Annotated in this window: 25 protein-coding genes, 1 other RNA gene and 1 riboswitch; of the genes, 4 read left to right on the top strand and 22 right to left on the bottom strand. The window is 36.2% G+C overall.

What is annotated here, in order from left to right; all coding sequences use genetic code 11:
• Positions 1–6 precede the first annotated feature (6 nt).
• The 13 genes from pbuX to NSQ08_RS06490 all read right to left on the bottom strand — a co-directional run bounded on the left by pbuX (position 7) and on the right by NSQ08_RS06490 (position 11,722).
• Positions 7–1,323: a xanthine permease PbuX gene (gene pbuX / locus NSQ08_RS06550; RefSeq protein WP_002168774.1), complete on the bottom strand. Its 1,317-nt coding sequence runs from the start codon at positions 1,321–1,323 to the stop codon at positions 7–9.
• A gap of 2 nt (positions 1,324–1,325) precedes the next feature.
• Positions 1,326–1,919 (bottom strand): xanthine phosphoribosyltransferase, encoded by a 594-nt coding sequence (locus NSQ08_RS06545; protein ID WP_340772713.1) that lies wholly within the window; start codon positions 1,917–1,919, stop codon positions 1,326–1,328.
• Positions 1,920–2,025: 106 nt separating this feature from the next.
• Positions 2,026–2,127: riboswitch (purine riboswitch) on the bottom strand.
• Between the two features lie 104 nt (positions 2,128–2,231).
• On the bottom strand, positions 2,232–2,990 hold the full coding sequence (locus tag NSQ08_RS06540) for a type I methionyl aminopeptidase (RefSeq protein WP_340772709.1): 759 nt from the start codon (positions 2,988–2,990) through the stop codon (positions 2,232–2,234).
• A 154-nt stretch (positions 2,991–3,144) separates the two neighbouring features.
• Positions 3,145–3,618, bottom strand: coding sequence for a GNAT family N-acetyltransferase (locus NSQ08_RS06535; RefSeq protein WP_340772704.1), 474 nt, complete (start codon positions 3,616–3,618; stop codon positions 3,145–3,147).
• 48 nt (positions 3,619–3,666) lie between these two features.
• Entirely contained in the window at positions 3,667–5,184 is a 1,518-nt protein-coding gene (ypwA, locus tag NSQ08_RS06530; RefSeq protein WP_002030824.1) for a carboxypeptidase, read from the bottom strand.
• Positions 5,185–5,302: 118 nt separating this feature from the next.
• Positions 5,303–7,240, bottom strand: coding sequence for an ATP-dependent DNA helicase (locus NSQ08_RS06525; RefSeq protein WP_002011942.1), 1,938 nt, complete (start codon positions 7,238–7,240; stop codon positions 5,303–5,305).
• Positions 7,241–7,378: 138 nt separating this feature from the next.
• On the bottom strand, positions 7,379–7,561 hold the full coding sequence (locus tag NSQ08_RS06520) for a DUF3921 domain-containing protein (protein ID WP_002126488.1): 183 nt from the start codon (positions 7,559–7,561) through the stop codon (positions 7,379–7,381).
• A gap of 61 nt (positions 7,562–7,622) precedes the next feature.
• The gene (locus tag NSQ08_RS06515) at positions 7,623–8,762 is read right to left on the bottom strand and encodes a THUMP domain-containing class I SAM-dependent RNA methyltransferase (protein WP_002011868.1); all 1,140 of its coding nucleotides are present in this window, start codon (positions 8,760–8,762) and stop codon (positions 7,623–7,625) included.
• Between the two features lie 180 nt (positions 8,763–8,942).
• Positions 8,943–9,334: RNase P RNA component class B (gene rnpB / locus NSQ08_RS06510), an RNA gene on the bottom strand.
• Between the two features lie 87 nt (positions 9,335–9,421).
• Positions 9,422–9,757, bottom strand: a complete 336-nt coding sequence (gene gpsB / locus NSQ08_RS06505) for a cell division regulator GpsB (protein ID WP_000622426.1) — start codon at positions 9,755–9,757, stop codon at positions 9,422–9,424.
• A gap of 97 nt (positions 9,758–9,854) precedes the next feature.
• Positions 9,855–10,409 (bottom strand): DUF1273 domain-containing protein, encoded by a 555-nt coding sequence (locus tag NSQ08_RS06500; protein ID WP_002030808.1) that lies wholly within the window; start codon positions 10,407–10,409, stop codon positions 9,855–9,857.
• A 56-nt stretch (positions 10,410–10,465) separates the two neighbouring features.
• Positions 10,466–10,903, bottom strand: coding sequence for a CotD family spore coat protein (locus NSQ08_RS06495; protein ID WP_002189016.1), 438 nt, complete (start codon positions 10,901–10,903; stop codon positions 10,466–10,468).
• A 156-nt stretch (positions 10,904–11,059) separates the two neighbouring features.
• On the bottom strand, positions 11,060–11,722 hold the full coding sequence (locus NSQ08_RS06490; RefSeq protein WP_078175657.1) for a YppG family protein: 663 nt from the start codon (positions 11,720–11,722) through the stop codon (positions 11,060–11,062).
• A 177-nt stretch (positions 11,723–11,899) separates the two neighbouring features.
• Between NSQ08_RS06490 and NSQ08_RS06485 the strand changes: the two genes are divergently transcribed.
• Positions 11,900–12,091, top strand: a complete 192-nt coding sequence (locus tag NSQ08_RS06485; protein WP_002030817.1) for a YppF family protein — start codon at positions 11,900–11,902, stop codon at positions 12,089–12,091.
• 25 nt (positions 12,092–12,116) lie between these two features.
• Here the strand turns inward: NSQ08_RS06485 and NSQ08_RS06480 are convergent, their stop codons facing one another.
• Both NSQ08_RS06480 and NSQ08_RS06475 read right to left on the bottom strand, forming a co-directional pair.
• Positions 12,117–12,461 carry a YppE family protein gene (locus NSQ08_RS06480; protein WP_002011864.1) on the bottom strand — a complete coding sequence of 115 codons (345 nt, stop codon included), beginning with the start codon at positions 12,459–12,461 and terminating at the stop codon, positions 12,117–12,119.
• A 15-nt stretch (positions 12,462–12,476) separates the two neighbouring features.
• Positions 12,477–12,719 carry a hypothetical protein gene (locus NSQ08_RS06475; protein ID WP_002030820.1) on the bottom strand — a complete coding sequence of 81 codons (243 nt, stop codon included), beginning with the start codon at positions 12,717–12,719 and terminating at the stop codon, positions 12,477–12,479.
• A 118-nt stretch (positions 12,720–12,837) separates the two neighbouring features.
• On the opposite strand from NSQ08_RS06475, the gene NSQ08_RS06470 reads away from it, so the two are divergent.
• The gene (locus tag NSQ08_RS06470; RefSeq protein WP_306302660.1) at positions 12,838–12,984 is read left to right on the top strand and encodes a phage portal protein; all 147 of its coding nucleotides are present in this window, start codon (positions 12,838–12,840) and stop codon (positions 12,982–12,984) included.
• Between the two features lie 343 nt (positions 12,985–13,327).
• Here the strand turns inward: NSQ08_RS06470 and NSQ08_RS06465 are convergent, their stop codons facing one another.
• On the bottom strand, positions 13,328–14,353 hold the full coding sequence (locus NSQ08_RS06465; protein WP_340772679.1) for a DUF2515 domain-containing protein: 1,026 nt from the start codon (positions 14,351–14,353) through the stop codon (positions 13,328–13,330).
• Positions 14,354–14,456: 103 nt separating this feature from the next.
• On the opposite strand from NSQ08_RS06465, the gene recU reads away from it, so the two are divergent.
• Both recU and NSQ08_RS06455 read left to right on the top strand, forming a co-directional pair.
• Positions 14,457–15,059, top strand: coding sequence for a Holliday junction resolvase RecU (gene recU, locus NSQ08_RS06460; protein ID WP_002030800.1), 603 nt, complete (start codon positions 14,457–14,459; stop codon positions 15,057–15,059).
• Between the two features lie 66 nt (positions 15,060–15,125).
• On the top strand, positions 15,126–17,861 hold the full coding sequence (locus tag NSQ08_RS06455) for a PBP1A family penicillin-binding protein (protein ID WP_340772670.1): 2,736 nt from the start codon (positions 15,126–15,128) through the stop codon (positions 17,859–17,861).
• A gap of 26 nt (positions 17,862–17,887) precedes the next feature.
• Here NSQ08_RS06455 and NSQ08_RS06450 read toward each other — a convergent pair whose 3' ends face one another.
• The 6 genes from NSQ08_RS06450 to NSQ08_RS06425 all read right to left on the bottom strand — a co-directional run bounded on the left by NSQ08_RS06450 (position 17,888) and on the right by NSQ08_RS06425 (position 21,789).
• Complete coding sequence (locus NSQ08_RS06450; RefSeq protein ID WP_002086586.1) at positions 17,888–18,406, bottom strand: YpoC family protein; 519 nt, start codon at positions 18,404–18,406, stop codon at positions 17,888–17,890.
• A 3-nt stretch (positions 18,407–18,409) separates the two neighbouring features.
• Positions 18,410–19,057: an endonuclease III gene (nth, locus tag NSQ08_RS06445; protein WP_000933020.1), complete on the bottom strand. Its 648-nt coding sequence runs from the start codon at positions 19,055–19,057 to the stop codon at positions 18,410–18,412.
• A gap of 15 nt (positions 19,058–19,072) precedes the next feature.
• Positions 19,073–19,780: a DNA replication protein DnaD gene (dnaD, locus tag NSQ08_RS06440; RefSeq protein ID WP_000728546.1), complete on the bottom strand. Its 708-nt coding sequence runs from the start codon at positions 19,778–19,780 to the stop codon at positions 19,073–19,075.
• Positions 19,781–19,901: 121 nt separating this feature from the next.
• A complete protein-coding gene (gene aspB, locus NSQ08_RS06435) occupies positions 19,902–21,089 on the bottom strand; it encodes an aspartate transaminase AspB (RefSeq protein ID WP_002011860.1) in 1,188 nt (395 codons plus the stop codon).
• Between the two features lie 18 nt (positions 21,090–21,107).
• Positions 21,108–21,611 (bottom strand): cell wall elongation regulator TseB-like domain-containing protein, encoded by a 504-nt coding sequence (locus NSQ08_RS06430; RefSeq protein ID WP_002086588.1) that lies wholly within the window; start codon positions 21,609–21,611, stop codon positions 21,108–21,110.
• 7 nt (positions 21,612–21,618) lie between these two features.
• Complete coding sequence (locus NSQ08_RS06425) at positions 21,619–21,789, bottom strand: YpmA family protein (RefSeq protein WP_002086589.1); 171 nt, start codon at positions 21,787–21,789, stop codon at positions 21,619–21,621.
• Between the last annotated feature and the right edge of the window lie 188 nt (positions 21,790–21,977).

Here is a 21,977-nt window from a genome sequence, read left to right as displayed (position 1 = left end):
GCTTTTTTACGCTTCTCTTACTGCACTTTGCATAGACACTGGCTCTTCTTTTACTTTACGCTGTGGCACCATATTAAATACGATATTTAATAGTACTGCTGACGCACTTCCAAGTACAATTCCGTTATCTGTTAAAATACGGATGTTTTCCGGAAGCTGTGAGAATAACGTTGGAACGACTGTAACTCCAAGTCCGATTCCGACAGAACATGCAACAATTAATAAATTTTCTTGTTTTCCAAAATCAACACTGCTTAACATTTTAATGCCATACGCCATTACCATGCCGAACATTGCTAGCATTGCACCGCCAAGTACTGATTTCGGAATAATTGTTGTAATGGCTGCGATTTTAGGAATAAACCCAAGAGCAATTAACATACCACCACAAGTATAGATAATGACGCGATTTCTTACTCCAGTTAATTGAACAAGTCCTACGTTTTGAGAATATGTTGTGTATGGAAATGCGTTAAAAATACCACCTAGAACCATCGCTAATCCTTCTGCGCGATAGCCTTTTGTTAATTCTTTTTCACCGATCTTTTTATTGCAAATATCAGATAATGCGAAATATACACCTGTTGCTTCTACAATCCCTACGCAAGCAACTAAAATCATCGTAATAATTGGCGTTAATTCAAATGTTGGTGTACCGAAGTAAAATGGCTGAATACCGTGGAACCAATCCGCTTCTCCAACCGCTTGCAAACTTACTTTCCCCATAAATGCTGCAACGATTGTACCGAACAATAGACCTAGTAATATAGAGATTGAACGGATAAATCCATCAAAGAAACGATACATAATAATGATAAATAATAAAACACCAAATGCTAACGCTAAATTTTCTAGACTTCCGAAATCTTTACTTCCAACTCCTCCAGCCATATCATTAATAGCTGCTGGAACAAGTGTAACCCCAATAACTGTAACGACAGATCCTGTTACAACAGGAGGAAACAGTTTTACAAGCTTCCCAAATAATTTCGCGAAAATAACAACAAATAATCCCGCAGCAATAATTGCTCCATATATAGAGGACACGCCGTATTGTTTACCAATTGCAATCATCGGTCCAACCGCTGTAAATGTACAACCAAGTACAACTGGAAGTCCAATACCGAAAAAGCGATTTGATAATGCTTGTAAAATTGTCGCAACGCCGCACATTAATAAGTCAATCGATACTAAATACGTTAATTCTTGTTGATTTAAACCCAGTCCCCCGCCGACAATAAGAGGAACAATAATTGCGCCAGCGTACATGGCAAGCATGTGCTGAATACCAAGCGATGCGATTTTAAATGGGTGCTGCTTCATCGTTAGTTCACCTCCGCAGTTTCTTGCTGTACAAATGTAACTGTGCCGTTATCAAGTGATGCAATTTCTGCTAGTGATTCAACACGAACACCCTGTTCACGCAGCTTCTTTCCTCCATCTTGAAATGCTTTTTCAATAACAATACCAATTCCGGCAATACTTGCTCCAGATTGCTCTACTAAACTCATTAAACCTAAAGCAGCCTGACCGTTTGCTAAAAAGTCATCGATAATTAATACATGATCATTTTCATCGATATGATTTCGAGATAATGAAATTTCATTCGTTTCTTGTTTCGTAAATGAGTATACGTTTGCAACGTACATATTATCTTGTAACGTTAACGATTTACGTTTTCTTGCAAAGATTACTTTTACACCAAGCTCTAATGCAGCCATAACTGCTGGTGCAATGCCTGAAGATTCAATCGTCACGATTTTTGTAATGTTCTCTTCTTTAAAACGTTTAGCAAATTCTTTTCCGACCTCTTGCATAAGTACTGGGTCAATTTGATGATTTAAAAATGCATCTACCTTTAATACGTCACCAGATAAAACCTTTCCTTCGTTCAAAATCTTTTCTTGTAATACTTTCATGTTTGTTCCCCCTCTTATGCAATAAAAAACTCCAAAAGCCGCCACCACTCGTTACAAGTGAGAGACGCGCTTTTGGAGTTTCGCAAAAAAGAATGCTAAACAAGCAAATATATTCGTCCTCACTCATAGTCAAAGTATTTACGGTACTTCGGTAGAAACTTGCAGGCCATATCCCCGCGATTATATGAGTGTAGCTAACTATTTATTTTATAGAAGGATTATAACGCACTTTTTAAATTTTGGAAAGTATTTATTAAAAAAACACGTACGAATTTTATGAAAATACTATTTTCGTTCGACTTTTGCAAACTCTTACATTTCATATTTAAGCGTCGTTAAAATGATTGGACCATCTTTTGTAATCGCAATTGTATGCTCATATTGAGCTGATAATTTACCGTCCATCGTTCTTGCAGTCCACCCATTTAAATCTACTTTAGAATATCGCATACCTACATTTACTATGGGCTCAATTGTAATTACCATTCCTTCTTGTAACTTAGGCCCTTGTCCTTGTTTACCAAAATGAAAAATCGCTGGTTCTTCATGAATCTCTTTACCGATCCCGTGTCCCGTAAAGTCTCTTGCGACAGAAAAACCTTCATTTGCTACATAACTTTCAATTGCATAGCCAATGTCTCCTACATGATTACCGATTACCGCCTGATCAATCCCTTTATACAAAGCATTCTCAGCTACTAACAATAACCTTTTTGCTTCATCAGAAATATCTCCAACTATATACGTCCATGCAGAATCCGAGAGCGCACCATTTAAGTTTACTACCATGTCAATTGTCACAATATCTCCTTCCTGTAAAGGTACATCACTAGGGAAACCGTGACACATTTCATCGTTTACAGATGCACATATCGCATATGGATACCCGTTGTAACCTTTCTGTTCAGATATTGCACCATACTTTTCTAAATACGCTTCAACAAACGTATCAATTTCTTGTGTCGTTATTCCTGGTTTCATCATTTTGGCAATTTCCCTATGACAAGAAGCTAGTAACTTCCCAGATTCATGCATCAAATCTATTTCATTTTTCGTTTTAATTGTAATCATACTACCTCTCCTTACTAAACTTGCTATTTGCTACTAAACTTCAATCATACACATCCTCTTCCAAAATTTCAAAACTTCTAATTACAACAAGTACAAAAACAAACATCATTTATTTCTACATCAAAATAAAAAAACAGAAGCTCTCCTCTGTTTTTTAATCATTTTTACATATATAATTCATTTTCAAAAACTCAAAACAACTACCATTTGTTTTCTGTATAAACGTTCCAACAGCTTCGAATCCTGCTCTTTTATACACGTTAATCGCTCTTTCATTAAATGTCGCTACTGATAGCGTTATATAATTGCATCCGTATTTTTCTTTACTAAAAGCTAGTCCAGCTTTTACGAACTGTAGACCAAATCCATTCCCAGTTATATCAGGTCTCATTCCGAGACCTATATCAACCGTTTGATTATTTATGTTACTAAAACTAAAGAAACCAATGAGAGTACCATTTCCCTTCACAGAAAATGTATGATTCCCTCTACTCTCATCCTCTAAAAACTCAGCTAAATCTTCTTCATCTGCCTCTATATCATAAAAGGAATACTCCCCTTCATAATGCCAGTTATATGCAATTTCTTCTGCTTCCGCTTGCGACATTACTGTAAACATATAACCCATTTCTCTCACTCCCTCATAAAAAAAAGCTGCAATTAAGCAGCTCCTGTTTTATAACTCATAAATCTCTTTATATTTAGCTTCTAAATAATCAGCTAAGTAGTTTGCATTTAAACCTTCACCTGTCACATCTTTTAAAATTTCAAGTGGTTTTTTCGTTTTGCCATATTGGTGAATATTTTCTGTTAACCATTCACGAATTGGTGTCACGTTTCCTTCTTCTAATAATGCATCAAAGTTTGGAATATCCTTTAGCATCCTATGTTTAAATTGCGCTGCATACATATAACCAAGCGCATAAGATGGGAAGTATCCAAATGAACCACCAGCCCAGTGAACATCTTGCAATACACCTTGTGCATCGTTTTCCGGACGAATTCCTAAATATGCTTCCATCTTATCATTCCAAGCCGCTGGCAAATCCTTCACTTGTAATGTACCATCAAATAATTCTTTCTCAAGTTCATAACGAACCATGACGTGAAGCGGATATGTAAGCTCATCTGCTTCTATACGAATAAACGATGGCTTCGATTCGTTAATCGCATCATAAAACTCATCTACTGATATATCATTGAATTGACCATCGCTATACTCTTTTAATAAATCATAATTTTTCTTCCAGAATGATTTATTACGACCGATAAAGTTCTCAAAGAATAATGATTGTGACTCATGAATACCCATAGAAGTTCCACTACATAGCGGTGTACCTTCAAATTCCTCCGCAATATTTTGTTCATATACAGCATGGCCACATTCATGAATTGTTCCAAACACTGCCATACGGAAATCTTTTTCATCGTAACGAGTCGTAATACGAACATCCCCTCTATTTAATGTAATTTCAAAAGGATGTACCGTTTCATCAAGACGACCCGCTTCAAAGTTATAGTTCAATTGTTTTAATAACTCTAAAGTAAAATTCTTTTGTTTTTCTTTTGAAAAATGTTCAGCTAAAGCATTTGTTTTTAATTCTTTTTTAGACTCAGAAATTTCTTTCACAAGCGGAACGATACGTTCACGTAGTTGACCAAATACATGATCTAACACTTCTACTGTGATTCCCGGCTCATACATGTCTAATAGCGTGTTATATTTGTACGTTTCGTAACCCCAATATGTAATAAACTTCTTTTTGAATTCAACAATTTTTTCTAAATACGGACGGAACATTTCGAAGTCAGATTTTTCGCGAGCTTCTTCCCATACACTTTCCGCTTTCGCTTCTAATTTCACATACGCTTCATATTCCGCTTGTGGAATTTTCTTATTTCTATCATATTCTTTACGACACTCTTCAACCATTTTCTTTGTCGTTTCAGAAAGTTTATTTTCAACAATTAAAGATTCTAGTTCAGTTAAATAGTTCCCCATCTCATCTGAAGTCGACATCGCAAACACTTCGGATGAAAGCATTCCAATTACTTCTGAACGCTGGTCTACTCCTTGCTTTGGTGCACCTGTTCTTAAATCCCAAAACATTAAGCTTAATGCCTCTCCGTAATTCTCTATCTTCTTGACATATGTTAAAAATTGTTTTTCCACTTCATATGTAGCAACTGTCATAGTATAAAAAACCTCCTTTTTCTACCTCAAACTTATTTCGACACTGAAACATAAATTCCTTTTCTAATAGAAAAAAAGCTTGGCAAATGCCAAACTTTTCCCTACAACATTTTTTCGCTTAAAGTACTTTTCCTTCTACCGGAAGTACTTTCTTCACTGCTTCTATCACTTTTTCATCTTCATTATCTGATAAGAATAATGATATAGCACCTTTATCTTCACTTGTACGAATTAAACGTCCAATTCCTTGGCGAAGACGTAAAATCATATAAGGCACATCTACGTCCCAGAATGGATCATTCACATGTTTACGCTTCGCCTCAAACACAGGATCGTTTGGAGGGAATGGTAATGACCAAATAATAACATGTGATAATGATGAACCTGGAATGTCTAAACCTTCCCATAAATGAACGGCACAAAGTACAGTCTCTTCTTCATTTTGGAAACGAGAAACGAGCTGACTAATTTCTTGATCTCCTTCATATAGGAACGGAACTGACATTTGCTCTTTACTTACATATTCTTTAAACGCTGCAAGTTCTTGCGTTGTACGGAATAATACGAGTGTACGTCCATTTGTTTTTTGTATATTTTCAAGTGTATATTGACACTTTCTTTCCCATTCATTTTCTTTCGTATACGGAAGTAAGTTTACTGTCATTTGCTCTTCATAATCAAACGGCGAAGCAACTGAGAATGATAAGTAATCTTTTACCCCTAGACTATTTGCAGTAAATGCGAACGAATCATTGTCAGATAATGTCGCAGAAGAGAAAATATATGGAATCTTCTTCGAGAATACTTTTTCTTGTAACACTTCTTCAACTGCACGCGGCATAATAACTAACGTGAAAGCACCATCGCCTTCTTCACCCCACGTAATTACATTTTTCTCGTGCATGAAAAGACGAAGTGAATGCTCTAACACATCTAAATGCTCATCAACAATATTTAAATCGTATGTGTTTACTGTATGCATTTCACTTTCAAATACTAATGCATCACCGACTTCACCGATTTTCGCATAAAGTCTTTTCGCTTCTGCAGTTACCTTTTCTGTCACAGTAATTTCTAAACGATCAGAACCTTCAATTTCCTTTTTATTCTCTTGTAGTACCCCAAAGAATTGTTCAGTTTGCCAAATTGTTTCTTCTACTAAATGTGCGAACTCTTCACGAATATCATTTTGTAATAATCTCGTTAAAAGTTGCTCCATCATCGTTTGTTTTAAACGGTACGTTAAAGCTTTTTGAGCTGCATATTCTACAAGATGCCCTTCATCGAATACAACGCAGCTACTTTCTGGTAATAACGGAATTTGTCCTTCACGTTTGCGAGCTTCGTACGTCCAAATATGATCCATATAGAAATCTTGAGAACAAATGATTAAATCTGCCGCTTTACGATAATGCTCGCGCGAAAGAGTTTGACCACAACGATGACGAGAATCACAAGTGAAGCAATCTTGGAAGTAATCCCAGTTTACCTTTGACCATTCCTCGTCATTTAACAGCGGAAATTCTTTTCGATCACCATAGTGAGTAAAGTTCTGCATCGTACCATGATCGAATACGAACTGAGGTAATTCGTAATATACATCTTCAATTACTTCTGGAGCTCGTCCACTCATAACATCTTCAAGTTTACGTAAACATAAATAATTATCCATTGACTTCGCAAGTCTAACATCAACAGATAGCCCTAATGCTTCAGATAACTTAGCAATGTCTCCTTCTTCTTTCACAAGCTGCTCAATTAACGTTTCATCTGCACAAGCGATAATAGCCGGCTTCCCTGTATAACGTGCATAACAAATTGCATATAGAAGATATACAATTGTTTTCCCTGTTCCTACACCCGCTTCTGCAAACATAACTTTCTTCTCTTGGAAAGCGCGCTCTAACTGAAACGCCATAAAAATCTGTTCATCACGCTCTTCAAAGCCCTTTTCCGGAAGAATGTCGTAAAACACATCTCCAATCCACTCATTCAACTTATCATAAAAATTATCTTGTTTTCCTACTTCAAATGGTAACCTATTCTCAGTAAACATCCTTAGCCTCCAACCAAACAGTTTTTCTATAAAAAGATATAGCAACTGCTACTCACATGTGCGCAGCCACTTTCCCCTGTTACAATACATAGAAATACACGAAAAAAAATTTTCCTTTCGAAAAAGGAAAATTTTTTTCTATATTAATGACCTTAAATAACGTTTATCAATCGCTGTTTCATGTGAAAGAGCTGACAAATATTCTTCCTGCGCTTTTTGTATTCCATCTACAATTGCACCTTGACTATCCACTTCTTTTCCGAGCTCATCATACGTACGGTGAATAGCTTTTTGAATCATCGATAATTGGAAACTATCCATATCACTTCCTCCTTTACGCATTACATAATAGCCAGTATATGCGTGCTGGAGGAGTTTTATACTATGAATTACGCGGTGGACGCTTTCCAAAGTATTGATAGTAATCTGTACGGATAAATCCGTTAAACAGTTTACGCTTTTTCGATGCATCTTTCCCATAACATTTCTCAAATGCTTCATAACTTGTTAATAAATACATTGACCACGTATCTAATGGGCGGAATACCTCTCCCATTTCTTTATATAATTTTTCAACAAGCGCTCTTTCACTTAAACGTTCTCCGTATGGAGGATTCGTTACAACATAGCCATATTCCTCTTTTGTCGTGAAATCTTTTACTTGCATTTGTTTAAATGATATAAGATCCCCTAATCCAACTTCTTCTGCGTTATCTTGGGCAACTCTTATCATACGGTGATCGATATCTGATCCAATGATTTGCAATGGTTGATTATAATTAGCTAAATCTTCAGCTTCTTGACGAGCTTCGCGCCAATTTTGTTTACCAACCCAGCCCCATTCATCCGATGCAAAGCCTCGGTTAAATCCTGGTGCGATATTTTGTCCAATTAATGCAGCTTCAATTGGAATTGTACCAGATCCACAGAAAGGATCAACGAAAGGACGATCCGCCTTCCAGTTTGTTAACTTAATTAAAGACGCAGCTAATGTTTCTTTTAAAGGCGCTTCACCTTGCTCAAGACGGTATCCACGTTTATGAAGACCTACACCACTTGCATCGATTGTTAACGTCGCAATATCCTTGAGCATTGCAATTTCAATACGGAATAACGGTCCATCTTCTTCAAACCAAGTTGTGCGTCTATACGTTGTTTTTAATTTCTCAACAACAGCCTTTTTAACGATACGTTGGCAGTCTGAAACGCTAAATAATGTTGATTTCAAAGATTTCCCAATAACAGGAAATTCTCCGTTCTCTGGAATATAATCTCCCCAGTTTAACGCTTTTGTTTTTTCAAATAACTCATCGAATGTTGTTGCTTTAAATTCGCCGACTTTAATTTTCACACGGTCTGCAGTACGTAACCATAAATTCGTACGACAAATCGCTTTTTCATCCGCTTCAAACGTTACCTTCCCGTTTTCCACTTCACATTCATAACCAAGATCGCGAACTTCTCGGGCAACTAACGCTTCAATACCCATTGCCGCTGTTGCAATTAAAGTAACTTTTCCCATTTGCATTCACCTCTTATGTATAATCAAACAATAATTAATAACATGTTGTCCTATTAATTATCACATATTACGAAGAATATTCTCACTTACCATTTTAACTCACAACTTATAACTTCATACAAATAAAAAGCCCTCCTCTAACAAAGGAGAGCTGAGTTATTTCATAGTTGGTTCATAACGTTCTGTAAGCCATGTTCTGTTCCTTTGTACTGCAAACGGCCCACGCCTCGTACTCCGGTGGTAATCATCTATCTACAGGTTACGAAAACCTGTCCTTTTCCGTCGTTCATTTCCTTGGAAAAGATTCCCCTACCATTATTTGGGTTTCTCGCTCGTGGGGTTTACCTCGTTCCACTCCTATCATTTCTTCAAGGACTTCGTCACTGTGGCACTTTAAAGGTAGTCAAACCATATCCGAAAGGACTTAGGTTTTTTCCCTGCCGTTAAACCAGCCTTGCAGCCAGAATACCCTAGCTTATGACTTGACTAGGCACGAACACTACAGCCATCTCAGGCCGTGCGAGCATGGACTTTCCTCTACAACGTTGGCGTTGCAGCGATTACCCAAACGTTATGACAAACATTAGTATAGTGGAAACAAAAAGATTTTGCAATGTTTTTTTCTATGTAAAATGCTTTAACCTTTTTGTTACCTTAATTTATTCGTATAACTTACTTCCAAATACAGCTTTTTCTAAATTAGATAGACGTTTTAAAATATCCGTATTCGTATTGTTATACACTGGTTGTGCAACTGGTGTTTGTACCGGTTGTTGCGGAACTTGTGTTGCCGCTACTTTTTGTTCTTCTAATTCACGTTTCAAACGAGCATTTTGTTGTTTTAATTGATCAAATTCCTTATGAAAAGCTTCATAATCTTTAATAATCATATCAAGAAACTTATCTACTTCTTCTTGTTGATAACCTCTCATACCTGTTTTAAATTCTTTTTCTAAAATATCTTTCGCTGTTAATTTAATTTTATCCGAAATCATTTTCTTCACCTCAAATTTTTGCCAAAGCTTTCATTAACTAAATTTTTTCAGAAACAACGCCTTTTGTCAATCAAATATACGAGTACTATATTACATATTACTCTGCATTATTCCACTGTTCCTCTTCCATTATATCTTGTAAATCAGAAAAAAGAATGAAATAACTGTGATAATTTTCTATTTCTCCTTTTTTCTTAGCTGCTTCTACAATATATTTAGGGCTCCCAGACTTTTCTTCATCATATACAGCTAAAAGTGCATCGCTTTTTTCAATAAAAAATTGATTCTTTAATTTAAATTGCTCTGGGCTTTCGTACTTCCGTTTCGTAATACTATCAATATGATCTGCTTGTGAAAGAATAAATTCGTAATATTCACGGTTATCTTCCTTCCAATTTTCCTCTTGTTCTAAAAAAGGAGTAAATACAGCTAATTTTAAATTTGGATATTCTACTTGAATTTCAAAAACAACTTCAGCAGCCCATAGCTCTACTCCTAACTGACCACTTATAATAACCCACTCCAAACCTTCTTCTACAAAAACAGTTAATTTACGACGCAGCGCCTTTTTTATACACTCTACTCCTGGATGATCATTTTTAAATATTCCAAGTTCAAACGGCTTATATCCTGTTACAGCAACAACCTTCATATCAACACTCCAATTACAAAAAAAGAACTAGCATTTCGCTAGTTCTAACATATCATTTACTTTTTAAACATTCCACCAACGTTTGGTCCGATATTTGGTCCAAATGGTGATACATTCGGTCCTGGTCCAAATGGTGATACGTTCGGTCCTGGTCCAAATGGTGACACATTCGGTCCTGGTCCAAATGGTGATATTTGATGCCCATGGTGATGATGGCCATGACCACATGGTCCACATCCGCCGCCAAATCCACCAACAGATCCTGGATCACCAGGGTCTACAACGTTTACGTTCGAGTTTGTTTGTGGGAAGAAGCTTTGATTTTTAATTTGTTGATGATGAACATGCGTTGTATGAGTTGGAAAAATGTGTGGCACCACCGTTGTTGAAAAAGAATGTGTTACGCATTGTTTCGTTGGGTGAATGACAGGAGCTGTCGTACAAATAGGTCCTACAGGCTTATGCCCTCCAAAGCAAGGATGACAATGATGCATAGTTTTTTCTCTCCTCTCTCATTAAAAAAATCTGACTACACTTTACAATATGAGCGAGGGGCTAAAGCCGCTTGTTATATATACCCATTTATTTCATGGAAATTTGTCTAGTATCCAATTTCATACGTAATACCTATTATAGACAACCCCCTACTATTATTTACCAAAAAAGCCCCCGACTTGCTTAACAATCCCTGTTACTTGATTCATCGCGTTCATCATTTGTCCAGCCGTGTTCATCATTTTATTTACATCGTAGTTACCATCTGATGATTTAAATTGTGAAACAAAACTAGAAAACTGACTTGGTTGCTGTTGCTGTTGCTTTTGTTTATTCATCGTTGGATATGGTTGTTTTGGTGGATAAAACATAGCTTGTTGATTTACATATTGAGCTGGCGACATGTAGTTTTGTGAATTCATATACGCTTGCTGTGGTTGATTCGTATACATTTGCTGCGGCTGATTCATATGCGGTTGTTGCGACTGATCCATGTGCGGTTGTTGCGGTTGATTCATATACGCTTGTTGCGACTGATTCATGTGCGGTTGTTGCGGTTGATTCATATGCGCTTGCTGTGGTTGATTCGTATACGCTTGTTGCGACTGATTCATGTGCGGTTGTTGCGGCTGATTCATATGCGCTTGCTGCGGTTGATTCCCAAACGACACTTCAAATGGTTGATAATAATTTTGGTTTCCATAATGAGGCTCGAAAGGATACATATTATATCGTAAATATGTATCCTCATTATATTGGTACATATTTTGCTGTGCATATGAATTTGCTTGCTGATATACATTAGGTTGTTGAAACATGCATTCTCTCCTCCTTGGCATAAGTTTCTACATATAGAATATGTACCTATAAAATAAAATGTGTGACGGAGTACCTGTCTGTTTTTGTCGGAAGTTTAAATTTTTAAAAAAATTAGAAAGTAAACCCTTCCATGCTATGATAATAAGGAAGAAGATTCTCATGGGGGAGGAATCAACATGGTATTAGGGGATTTAAAACAAGCGTTTTCTCAAAAAAAGGGGTATTACACAGAAAATTCGAATGAACTGTTAGACTTTGCAAGACATTGTTATCTTGAAGGAAAAGTATGCATATCAGATTACCGAACATTAATACGAGAGTTAGAAATAAACGGTGCAACAAAACCTACAACAGTGACAGAGGCATAAAAAAACAAGAGGGTTTTCCCTCTTGTTATTTACATTGATCTACGATATTTTGCAAAGTGTACGAAATAGCTTGATGAGTTTCAAAGAAACGTTTGCCTTTTCCCTTATTAACAAAACATTGTAGCACATTAGTTTGTAAATTATCATACACTTGATCAATTTGTTGTACATGTATATACTTAGGTCGTTCTTCCTTTATCCACCTATAAGCTAATTCTTTCCACATCTCTAACTCCGCATCTACAATATCAACAAATGGCTTCATATCCTTATAAAAATCATATTCAGCCATCTCTCTTTTTTTCACATTCGCTTCATCATTATACTGCATTAACTTCTCCGAAGACTGGATTAATGCTTCATGTCCCATTTTGTTCCCACCTTATTATGCACTCACTACGACGTTTTGAAATGTCTTTACCCAGCTCCCTTTTTCTTCGTGATGCACTAATTTATTTTCCATATGTTCTATATGCATTTCTGTTATTTCTATCTTATTGCGTATTTTTTCACCTTTATCCTTCAATGCATGATTCATTCTAATCCCAATCTTCATTTCCAGCAAATCGAGAGAACTTAACATTTGATCCATTTTTTTCATAACATCTTCCTTCTGAACCATCGCCATATTTAAAACGCCCCCTTCTTTGCCTTTCCTTTGTCATGTAATTTCGCCGATTGATTAATTACTCCTTCTCACATGACAAAACTAGTTGATATTCGTCAAAGAAATCATTTAGTATGCCATTATTAGAAATGGTAACAATACAAAAAGGAGGTGTATTACGATGGCAAAAAATAAAAACGAAAAAAAGAAAAAGCAAAACAAACAACAAAACAAACCTGAGACTGGTAATCCAAAGCTTGATGGTCCAAATTTCCCCGCTACATAAAGTGAAACTTTAATCAGTGGGGTTTTATTCATCCCCCACTGATTATTAGCCCGCACCAATCGGGTGTTTACGGACAGCAGGGCTTCCACCTACCTTCTTTGCTCCAGCCAAATTTTGAGGTGGGAGTTTTACTGTCCGCAAATAGCGGGATAAAATGACACTTTAACCAAAGTGGCTTTTACAAACAACTATTTTCTAGTCTACCTTACCTCTTCGCTTTCGATAAGTGTTGAAGTTAAAGTCGTACTGCCGGCAAATAGCCGATTAGAAAGTAACTTGTTGTAGAGCATATTACTTTTAATAAAGAAGTCCCGCCCTCATTTAAGAAGGCGGGACTTCTTTATTATATCATGAACTCATCCATTCTTTTAACAAAACTACTTAATATAGAAAGAGTATGTATTTGCTCCCTCTTCTTTCTATACCATTCTGTTATATTAATTTCCCCCTTAGGTTTTTCAAGTAAAAATAATGAATCTATTTCCAACCCTTCACTAAACCAATCTTTTTCAATTAATTTTTCATGAGTGACAATAGAATACACATCCCGAAGAGCCGGCGTACATGATTTTCTAATTCCCCTTATATTACATTCATAATCCATCCTTGATCCTGTATGCCTAGTTTGCACTGCAAATTTATAAAAAGAAGCCTTATACTTTGAATGAAATAATAACCAAGCTAATTGCTTCCCCAGTTCTATACGTTTTTGCAACGTTTCAAATTGATAAACTGAAAATCCATACATTCCCCCTTCCACCATTGGAAAAATAACTGCACTAACGTGAAATATTTCTTGAAATTTGAATAGTGCAGTATCAAATACATGTTTTTGAAAGTATGCATTCTCAATTACTGGTTTTTGAATTTTATTTTGTTCATTAATAATAAGTGCCGTCATAAGCCTATTTATATCTTTTTTCTCCCAAAACGCGACCCATTCTTTTTCCATAAAAATTGATATGTTGAAAAATTGTAACAAATGAAAGAGCGGCGCACATCTCTTTTTACTTTCCTCATACAGTAATAGTTGAGGAAATGCATCTAAAAAAATGAGCCAATTGGCTTTCTCATACAAATGAAATAATCGTCTCTTAACTGTTTGAGATAAAAGATTAGAATAATATTCTCCTTCTAAATCTGTCATGTTCCATCCCCCATTCCTTGAAACCATGCTTGCTAAAAAAGACCATCTAATTTCTCTATTTCTCAAATAATATTCTTGGTAAGATTGTGTACGTGAAATATTATCTACGTTAGCTACATCCGTGCTCTCCTTAATATTAAGAACTATAGCTTTTTCCTCTTCTGTACAAAAAATATCATTACGGGTCTGTTTAATTTTTTCGTAATCATTCCATCGAAACATGAGTAAGTCACCATACCTTTCTTGAAAAAGGTCACATCTTTTTTCATTTTTTGATATAATCACCTTTGTAAGTAAATCTTATCAAGTTGGGAGTGGACAAAATATGACCATTCGTTACCCAAATGGAAAAAGGTACGATCAAGCTTCACAACCTCATAAAACACCAATAAAAAAACATACTTACAGTAATAGAGGTATGTCCCTTGAAGAGGAATTGAATGACACCAATCAATATTACTTAACCCATAATATTGCATGCGTACATAAAAAACCTACACCTCTTCAAATTGTAAAAGTAGATTACCCCGCTCGAAGTGCTGCAGTGGTAAAAGAAGCGTATTTCAAACAACCTTCTACAACAGATTACAACGGTGTATACAAAGGGAAATACATCGATTTTGAAGCGAAAGAAACTAAAAATAAAACCAGTTTTCCACTTCAAAACTTCCACCTTCATCAAATTGAACATATGAAGCAAGTAGTCGCTCATAATGGAATTGCATTTGTTATTATTAAATTTACACTTTTTGATGAATTTTATTTATTAGATGCAAAACATATTATTGCATTTTGGAATCGTCAAAATACTGGTGGACGTAAATCGATTACAAAACAAGAAATAGAAGAGCATGGGTCTTTATTATCATGCGGTTATCACCCTCGAATTGATTATATCCGCGTACTAGACACGGTTTATTTTTCGTGATAGAGTCATCACTAAGGCTCTTTTTTCGACTTTTGGGGGAGAGAATGAAAGGTAGGAGAAAGTATAATGTCAGATAATTATCGTTCTCGTACAGAACGAAATCATGTAAAAAATCAAACGAAAGAAACAAATAATAAAGAAGAAAAACCAAAGAAAAAAGGTTCCTTTTTCAAGAGATTTCTTATAGGTTGTCTACTTCTTGGTATCGTGGGTCTCGTAGCTGGCGTTTCGGCCTTCTTTGTTATGGTAAAGGACGCTCCAAAACTAGACAAATCAAAGCTAGTCAATCCTTTATCAACAAAATTCCTTGATAAAAACGGGAATTTCTTCTATGAATACGGTGCTGAAAAACGAACCCATGTTACATACGATCAAATTCCAAAAGTAATTGAAAGTGCATTCCTTGCGACTGAGGATGCTCGTTTCTACGATCATAATGGAATTGATTTTAGACGTACTGGAATGGCAGTCATGGAAAATGTCACTGGTGGTTTTGGATCACAAGGTGGTAGTACGATTACACAGCAAGTAGTTAAAAACTATTTTCTAACGATGGACAAAACTGCAAAAAGAAAAGTGCAGGAATGGTACTTATCTTATAAGTTAGAGCAACAGTACTCAAAACATGAAATTTTAGAAATGTACTTAAATAAGATTAACTTAGGTAATCGCTCTTATGGTATTTCCACAGCTGCCAAAAAATATTACGGCAAAGATTTAAAAGACATACAACTACACGAAGCTGCAATGCTCGCTGGTTTACCCCAAGGTCCTAACATTTATGATCCAACAAAACCAGATAACGTTGATAGAGCAACGAAACGTCGTAATATCGTATTAACATTAATGAACCGACACGGGTATATAACGAAACAAGAAATGAATGACGCAATGCAAATCTCTGTAACACAAGGACTTCTTCCATCTTCAGAAGTGACTGAAATGAAGTATCAAGCATTTATAGATGCTGCTGTAAAGGAAGTTGAAAAAGAATACCCTGATGTAAATATCGGTTCAGATGGTTTAACGATTCATACAACACTTGATCAAGATGCTCAGGATTACGCTGAAAAAATTATGGATGGGAATCTCATCAAGTATCCAAACGATCAATTCCAAGGATCATTCGTATTTATGGATACTCAGTCTGGAGAAGTTCGAGCAATCGGCGCTGGTCGTAAAGAAAGTAAATCTACTTTCAAAGGTCATAATATGGCAGTTGATTTAAAACGCCAAGTTGGTTCAACAATGAAACCAATTTTCGACTATGGTCCTGCAATTGAAAACCTTCAATGGTCTACTTATCATCAATTAAATGACTCTGAATATACTTACTCTGATGGCACAAAGATTAAAAATGCTACGGGTAATTTTAAAGGTGACGTTTCACTTCGTGAAGCATTGAAGAAGTCATTAAACATCCCGGCTTTAAAAACAGCTCAAACAGTCGGTATTCCTAAGGCACAAGAGTTTGCTGAAGGTTTAGGAATGACGTTTAAAGATGGGAAAGCATATGAATCTACTGCAATCGGTAGTAATGAAGGCTCTCCGTTAGATGTCGCTGGAGCTTATGCAGCATTTGGAAATGACGGTGTATACAATAAACCTCATTTCGTTAAAGAAGTTATTTTCCCAGATGGAAAAAAGAAAAGCTTTAAACCGAAAGAACAACGCGCAATGCATGACTATACAGCTTACATGGTTACTGACGTTCTTCGTGACGTAGTAAAACCTGGTTCTGGCGGTACAGGTCCAACAGCATATGTTTCTGGATTCGACGTTGCTGGTAAAACAGGAACACAAAACTTTGATAAATCTGTTATTAAAAAATACGGTATTCCAGCAGATGCCAACAGAGATAGTTGGTTCGCAGGATATACACCACAATATACAATGGCTGTATGGACTGGTTATGAAAAAGATAGCCCAGAAAATTACATTAGCGATCGTTCTACTAGAATTGCTCAGCAAATGTTCCAAGCAATGATGAGCAAATTTGCTACGGATAAATCTCGTTTCGAGCGCCCTTCTTCTGTACAAGAATTAAATGGAGAACTGTACATTAAAGGTGCGAAAAAAGATGCAGTTAAAGAAATTAAAGTAGATCCACCTAGTGGCCTTAATGTCGCTTTCGATGGCGCTAGCACAGTGACACTGAACTGGTCTGGACCATCATCAAATGTTGATGCATACGCAGCAAGCTATAAAGCTACTGACGGTTCTAGTGGTAGCTTATCAGTAAGCGGTACGACAGCTACTCTTGGTGGTATTAAACCAGGTATTACTTACAGTTTCTCTGTAGTAGCGAAAAAGGGTACTGGAACAAGCCCTGCAGTTGGTGCATCCTTCACTGCCCCTGGCGGAACTCCAGATGCGAAAAAAGCTGACGAAGAAGCTAAGAAAAAAGCTGACGAAGAAGCCCTGAAAAAGACCAATGAAGATAAACTAAAACAAGAAGAAGCTAAGAAAAAAGCTGATGAAGATCAGCGTAAACAGCAAGAACAACAGCAACAGCAACAGCAACAGCAACAGCAACAGCAACAAGAACAACAACGTAAACAACAAGAACAACAGCAGCAACAAGAACAACAACGTAAACAGCAAGAAGAAGCTCAAAAGAAAGCCGCTGACGAAGAGGCTAAGAAGAAAGCTGACGAAGAAGCTAAGAGAAAAGCCGACGAAGAAGCTAAAAGAAAAGCTGACGAAGAAGCTAGAAAAAAAGCTGAAGAGCAACAACAGCAACAAAATACCGGAGGAGATATACCTCACGCGGACGGAAATGTTGTTACAACAGAGTCTTAATAAACAAAAAAAGAAGTCGGTTTCTCTTAATGAGAAATCGACTTCTTTTTTGTTATCATTTTCTTTACATATAGCTTTTCTATTTCGATATACAACTGTACTAATTGAATATACGAATGGTAATTACTCGGTTTCTTTATAATAAATGAATATCGCTCCATAAAATTAACAGGTTGTACTTCCAATTTATTCGTATTTACTTGCATCTCATTCAAACTATGAACAGGCTGCTCATTTAACCAATATATAACCGATAGAAAGTGCGCTGCAAAAAGAATCATCGGACCCTCAGCTTCTTGTTTTTTTCTGTTCCGAAATAGTATAGCAATTTCTTCATGCTTGCTTTTCCATATATTTAACACCGCTGGAATACTTGTTTCAATTTCATTCCATGGCTCATATTTTCTTTCAATATCAAATATAAAGTAAGTATTTTGTATTATCTCTTCAAAAGATTGGTCTGTGTGATACGTAATCGAATTTGCACTCTCTTTAAAAAATGGTACGCACCGAAACTCTTTCGGTATTTCTATAACTCGCTCCATCCTTTATTTCCCCTTCATTCGTTTCTTTCCTTCGCGACATATTTCTAGTAATCGACACTCTTCACATTGTGGTCGCTGCGCCTTACAGTAATAACGTCCGAAGAAAATCATACGGTGGTGTGTAACTCCCCACTCATCCATTGGAATTTTCTTCATCAATGTCTTTTCCACTTCTAACACAGAATCTTTCCATCTACAAATTGCTAACCGTTTACTCACTCTCTCTACATGCGTATCAACAGCAATCGCTGGAATCCCAAACGCTACCGAAACAACTACATTCGCTGTCTTTCTCCCTACTCCTGGTAATTTCGTCAGCTCATCACGGTCTTCTGGAACTTTCCCGTTATAATCATCTAGTAACATCCGGCACAATTTTTGAATATTTTTCGCCTTATTTCTAAACAATCCAATGGAACGTATATCTTGTTGTAATTCTTCTAAAGACACACTTAAATAATCTTCTGGTGTTTTATATTTTTGAAATAAGTTTTTCGTCACTTTATTCACAAGTGCATCTGTACATTGCGCAGATAATGCCACTGCGATTACAAGTTCAAATGGATTATCATGAATTAATTCACAATGCGCTTCTGGATACATATCCGCCATTGTATCTAAACAATAACGAATTTGCGTTTTGTTCAACATATCTTTCCTCCTACACTACTGCTCCAACCAATTATAAAAAGGCACTTTCCCAGTAAATTTCGTCTCTTGTTTTGTCGTTTGTTGTGTGCGTTGTTGATTCGCTCTAAATTTCTGGCCTTGATTTTGCGCTTGATCTACCGTTTTAATTCCGTTCTTTTTCCACTCAAACAAAATACGATCAATATACCGGAAATTAAGTTTACCACTCATAACAGCTTCACGAAGAGCCGCTTGAATTAAATTCGGATGGTGTTGATCTTGATCTTCCCACATCCCTAATGTTTCACATTCAAATGGCGAAAGTGGTCTTCCGAATTCTTTTTCAAATACTGTATATAAATTTACTTGAATTTGTTTTTGTTCTTTTTGCTCTTCCTCTATAGATTCATTCATTAAAAAGTGCAATATTTTTTCCCACAGTGGTTGTAAAGAATAACTTTCACACATCATCGCTTCAGATCTTCGTCCACCTTCTAGTGCTAAAAAACCTTTTTGGATTAAAGTCTGAATCACTTCCATGCATTTCATTTCTGTTATCGTCATCCGTTCTGAAATCTCTGAAGGAGTCGGGAACGAATTACCTGATTCTAAAAATGTGTGTACATGAAGTACTACCATAAATTCCGTCTCATTTAAACCTAGCTTTTTATAATGCATCATAAGCAATTTAGGAATCGCTATGCTTCCCTGTTCAAACCATTGTAACATCATTTTCTTTTTCATCACCAAACACCTCGTTCTCTAGTATAACACACCTTTAGCCATTTCTTTTTGCCACAATTCGTCAAAAAAACCTCCCTATATATAGGGAGGTTTTTTGCCATTTACTACAAGAAACAGACGATTAAGCCTGTACTTTACTTTTCATGAACGTATGAATTCGTTCTAATGCTTTCTCAACTTGCTCAAGAGATGTCGCATACGATAATCGAACGTTATTTGGTGCACCAAATCCTGTACCTGGAACAAGAGCCACCTTTTCTTCTTCTAATAATGCTTTTGCCCACTCATCAACTGTATCATACCCAGCTAACGCTACGGCTTCTTTTACATTTGGGAATAAGTAAAAAGCACCTTGTGGCTTAATGCAAGTGAAACCAGGAATTTGAATTAATTTATCATAAATAATGTTCAATCTTTCTTCAAACGCTTGACGCATTGTTTCTACAGGTTCTTGTGAGCCTGCATACGCAGCAATTGCACCGTATTGAGCAATTGAAGTAGGGTTTGACGTACTATGACTCGCTAAGTTCGTCATCGCTTTAATAAGCTGCTTATTTCCTGCTGCATATCCAATACGCCAACCTGTCATAGAATGTGATTTAGATACACCATTAATAATAAGTGTTTGTTCTTTTAATACATTAGAAAGCTGGGCAATTGAAGTATATTCCGCGTCACCATAAATTAATTTTTCATAAATCTCATCTGAAACGATTAAGATATCATGCTCTAAACATACTTCTCCAAGCTGTTGTAATTCTTCTTTGCTGTAAATCATCCCTGTTGGATTGCTCGGTGAATTAATAATAACAGCTTTCGTTTTCTCTGTAATTGCCTCACGCAGCTGCTTTGCTGTAATTTTGTACTCATTGCCTTCTAGACCTTCTACATAAACTGGCTTACCACCAGCAAGCTTTACTTGCTCAGGATAACTTACCCAATAAGGAGTTGGGATGATAACTTCATCTCCTTCATCAAGTAACACTTGGAATAATGTATATAATGCATGCTTGGCACCATTACATACAATAATTTCAGATGGATCATACGCAATTCCTTGATCACGAGTAAACTTCTTCACAATTTCTTGTTTTAACGCTTGTAATCCACCTGTTGGTGTATATTTCGTATGTCCTTCTAACATCGCTTTATGCGCAGCATCCATAATATGTTTTGGCGTATTAAAGTCAGGTTCTCCTGCTCCTAATCCAATTACATCATGACCTTCTGCTTTTAATGCTTGTGCCTTTGCTGTAATTTCTAAAGTTGCAGATGGTGTTAAAGCAGCTACTCGCTTTGCTAATTTCATTTGTAGTTCCCCCTACATCTATTTTTCAATGCTGTAGTGTCCAGCATAAACCCCATTTTGAAACTCTAAATAGTAATACGTATAACGATCTTCCTGATCAATATATGTAATTTCCCACAATGGAATATCGTTTTGAGCACCTAATTTTACTTTTATAATTTCTTTTGGTTTCGGCTTCGGCTCAGCACCTTCTCCTGTAGCTTGTTCAGCCAATTTTTGCAAAGCTTCTTTTTTAGAAATACCTTCGCTCTTTTTCTTCACAAGGACATTTCCTTTTTTATCAGGCACCCAAACGATAAGTTGTTCTCCTTTTTCATCTGTACCTTGTACGACTGTATATGAAGATTTCCCATTATAATAATCAACAGTATTTACCTTTGTAAGCTTTGCCTTTTCTTTCGCAATTTCTACAGACTTTGACTCTTTTGGAATTTTCTTTTCCATCGCTTTATTATAAACATATGCCCCATATATTCCGCTAGCAACGATAACGATAATGATTGTAAAGATCCACTTTTTCATTGTATCACTACGTTCTGTAAATCGTAAATACAGCTGTTTCTTTATCTTTTTCGTCTAATGCTAATCCGAACATGAGGTCCTGCTCTTTTAACGTACGATTCAAACCATCAACAATTTTATACAAGTCAGACGAATATTTAATACGCGTCGTTGATAGGACTTCGATTTTCTTATCCATGAAAAAACTCCTCCGTTACACAAAAATTTCTAATTATAGAAGAACGCAATGCGGTTACAATAAGAGTACATTCTTTACAACCCCTGCTTCATCACCCATCTATTATAGCAGGACATGTACAGCAAAAAAAGGTTTCAAATCGAAAAGCAATATATTTTGTATACAAGAAGTAAGAAAAATAAAATTCC

This window comes from Bacillus sp. FSL E2-8887 (assembly GCF_038007205.1).
Lineage (GTDB): Bacteria > Bacillota > Bacilli > Bacillales > Bacillaceae_G > Bacillus_A > Bacillus_A mycoides.
This window is presented reverse-complemented; position numbering and strand designations above follow the sequence as displayed.

Bases quoted from the DNA above. Each gene is read 5' to 3' on its own strand.
- NSQ08_RS06520 (WP_002126488.1), bottom strand. From the start codon at position 7,561: ATGGATAGTTTCCAATTATCGATGATTCAAAAAGCTATTCACCGTACG.
- NSQ08_RS06540 (WP_340772709.1), bottom strand. From the start codon at position 2,990: ATGATTACAATTAAAACGAAAAATGAAATAGATTTGATGCATGAATCT.
- NSQ08_RS06545 (WP_340772713.1), bottom strand. From the start codon at position 1,919: ATGAAAGTATTACAAGAAAAGATTTTGAACGAAGGAAAGGTTTTATCT.
- recU (WP_002030800.1), top strand. From the start codon at position 14,457: ATGACCATTCGTTACCCAAATGGAAAAAGGTACGATCAAGCTTCACAA.
- aspB (WP_002011860.1), bottom strand. From the start codon at position 21,089: ATGAAATTAGCAAAGCGAGTAGCTGCTTTAACACCATCTGCAACTTTA.
- NSQ08_RS06495 (WP_002189016.1), bottom strand. From the start codon at position 10,903: ATGCATCATTGTCATCCTTGCTTTGGAGGGCATAAGCCTGTAGGACCT.
- NSQ08_RS06430 (WP_002086588.1), bottom strand. From the start codon at position 21,611: ATGAAAAAGTGGATCTTTACAATCATTATCGTTATCGTTGCTAGCGGA.
- NSQ08_RS06490 (WP_078175657.1), bottom strand. From the start codon at position 11,722: ATGTTTCAACAACCTAATGTATATCAGCAAGCAAATTCATATGCACAG.
- NSQ08_RS06450 (WP_002086586.1), bottom strand. From the start codon at position 18,406: ATGGAGCGAGTTATAGAAATACCGAAAGAGTTTCGGTGCGTACCATTT.
- NSQ08_RS06535 (WP_340772704.1), bottom strand. From the start codon at position 3,618: ATGGGTTATATGTTTACAGTAATGTCGCAAGCGGAAGCAGAAGAAATT.
- NSQ08_RS06465 (WP_340772679.1), bottom strand. From the start codon at position 14,353: ATGTTTCGATGGAATGATTACGAAAAAATTAAACAGACCCGTAATGAT.
- pbuX (WP_002168774.1), bottom strand. From the start codon at position 1,323: ATGAAGCAGCACCCATTTAAAATCGCATCGCTTGGTATTCAGCACATG.
- NSQ08_RS06500 (WP_002030808.1), bottom strand. From the start codon at position 10,409: ATGAAGGTTGTTGCTGTAACAGGATATAAGCCGTTTGAACTTGGAATA.
- gpsB (WP_000622426.1), bottom strand. From the start codon at position 9,757: ATGATTTCGGATAAAATTAAATTAACAGCGAAAGATATTTTAGAAAAA.
- dnaD (WP_000728546.1), bottom strand. From the start codon at position 19,780: ATGAAAAAGAAAATGATGTTACAATGGTTTGAACAGGGAAGCATAGCG.
- NSQ08_RS06425 (WP_002086589.1), bottom strand. From the start codon at position 21,789: ATGGATAAGAAAATCGAAGTCCTATCAACGACGCGTATTAAATATTCG.
- NSQ08_RS06525 (WP_002011942.1), bottom strand. From the start codon at position 7,240: ATGTTTACTGAGAATAGGTTACCATTTGAAGTAGGAAAACAAGATAAT.
- NSQ08_RS06485 (WP_002030817.1), top strand. From the start codon at position 11,900: ATGGTATTAGGGGATTTAAAACAAGCGTTTTCTCAAAAAAAGGGGTAT.
- nth (WP_000933020.1), bottom strand. From the start codon at position 19,057: ATGTTGAACAAAACGCAAATTCGTTATTGTTTAGATACAATGGCGGAT.
- NSQ08_RS06475 (WP_002030820.1), bottom strand. From the start codon at position 12,719: ATGGCGATGGTTCAGAAGGAAGATGTTATGAAAAAAATGGATCAAATG.
- NSQ08_RS06480 (WP_002011864.1), bottom strand. From the start codon at position 12,461: ATGGGACATGAAGCATTAATCCAGTCTTCGGAGAAGTTAATGCAGTAT.
- ypwA (WP_002030824.1), bottom strand. From the start codon at position 5,184: ATGACAGTTGCTACATATGAAGTGGAAAAACAATTTTTAACATATGTC.
- NSQ08_RS06455 (WP_340772670.1), top strand. From the start codon at position 15,126: ATGTCAGATAATTATCGTTCTCGTACAGAACGAAATCATGTAAAAAAT.
- NSQ08_RS06515 (WP_002011868.1), bottom strand. From the start codon at position 8,762: ATGGGAAAAGTTACTTTAATTGCAACAGCGGCAATGGGTATTGAAGCG.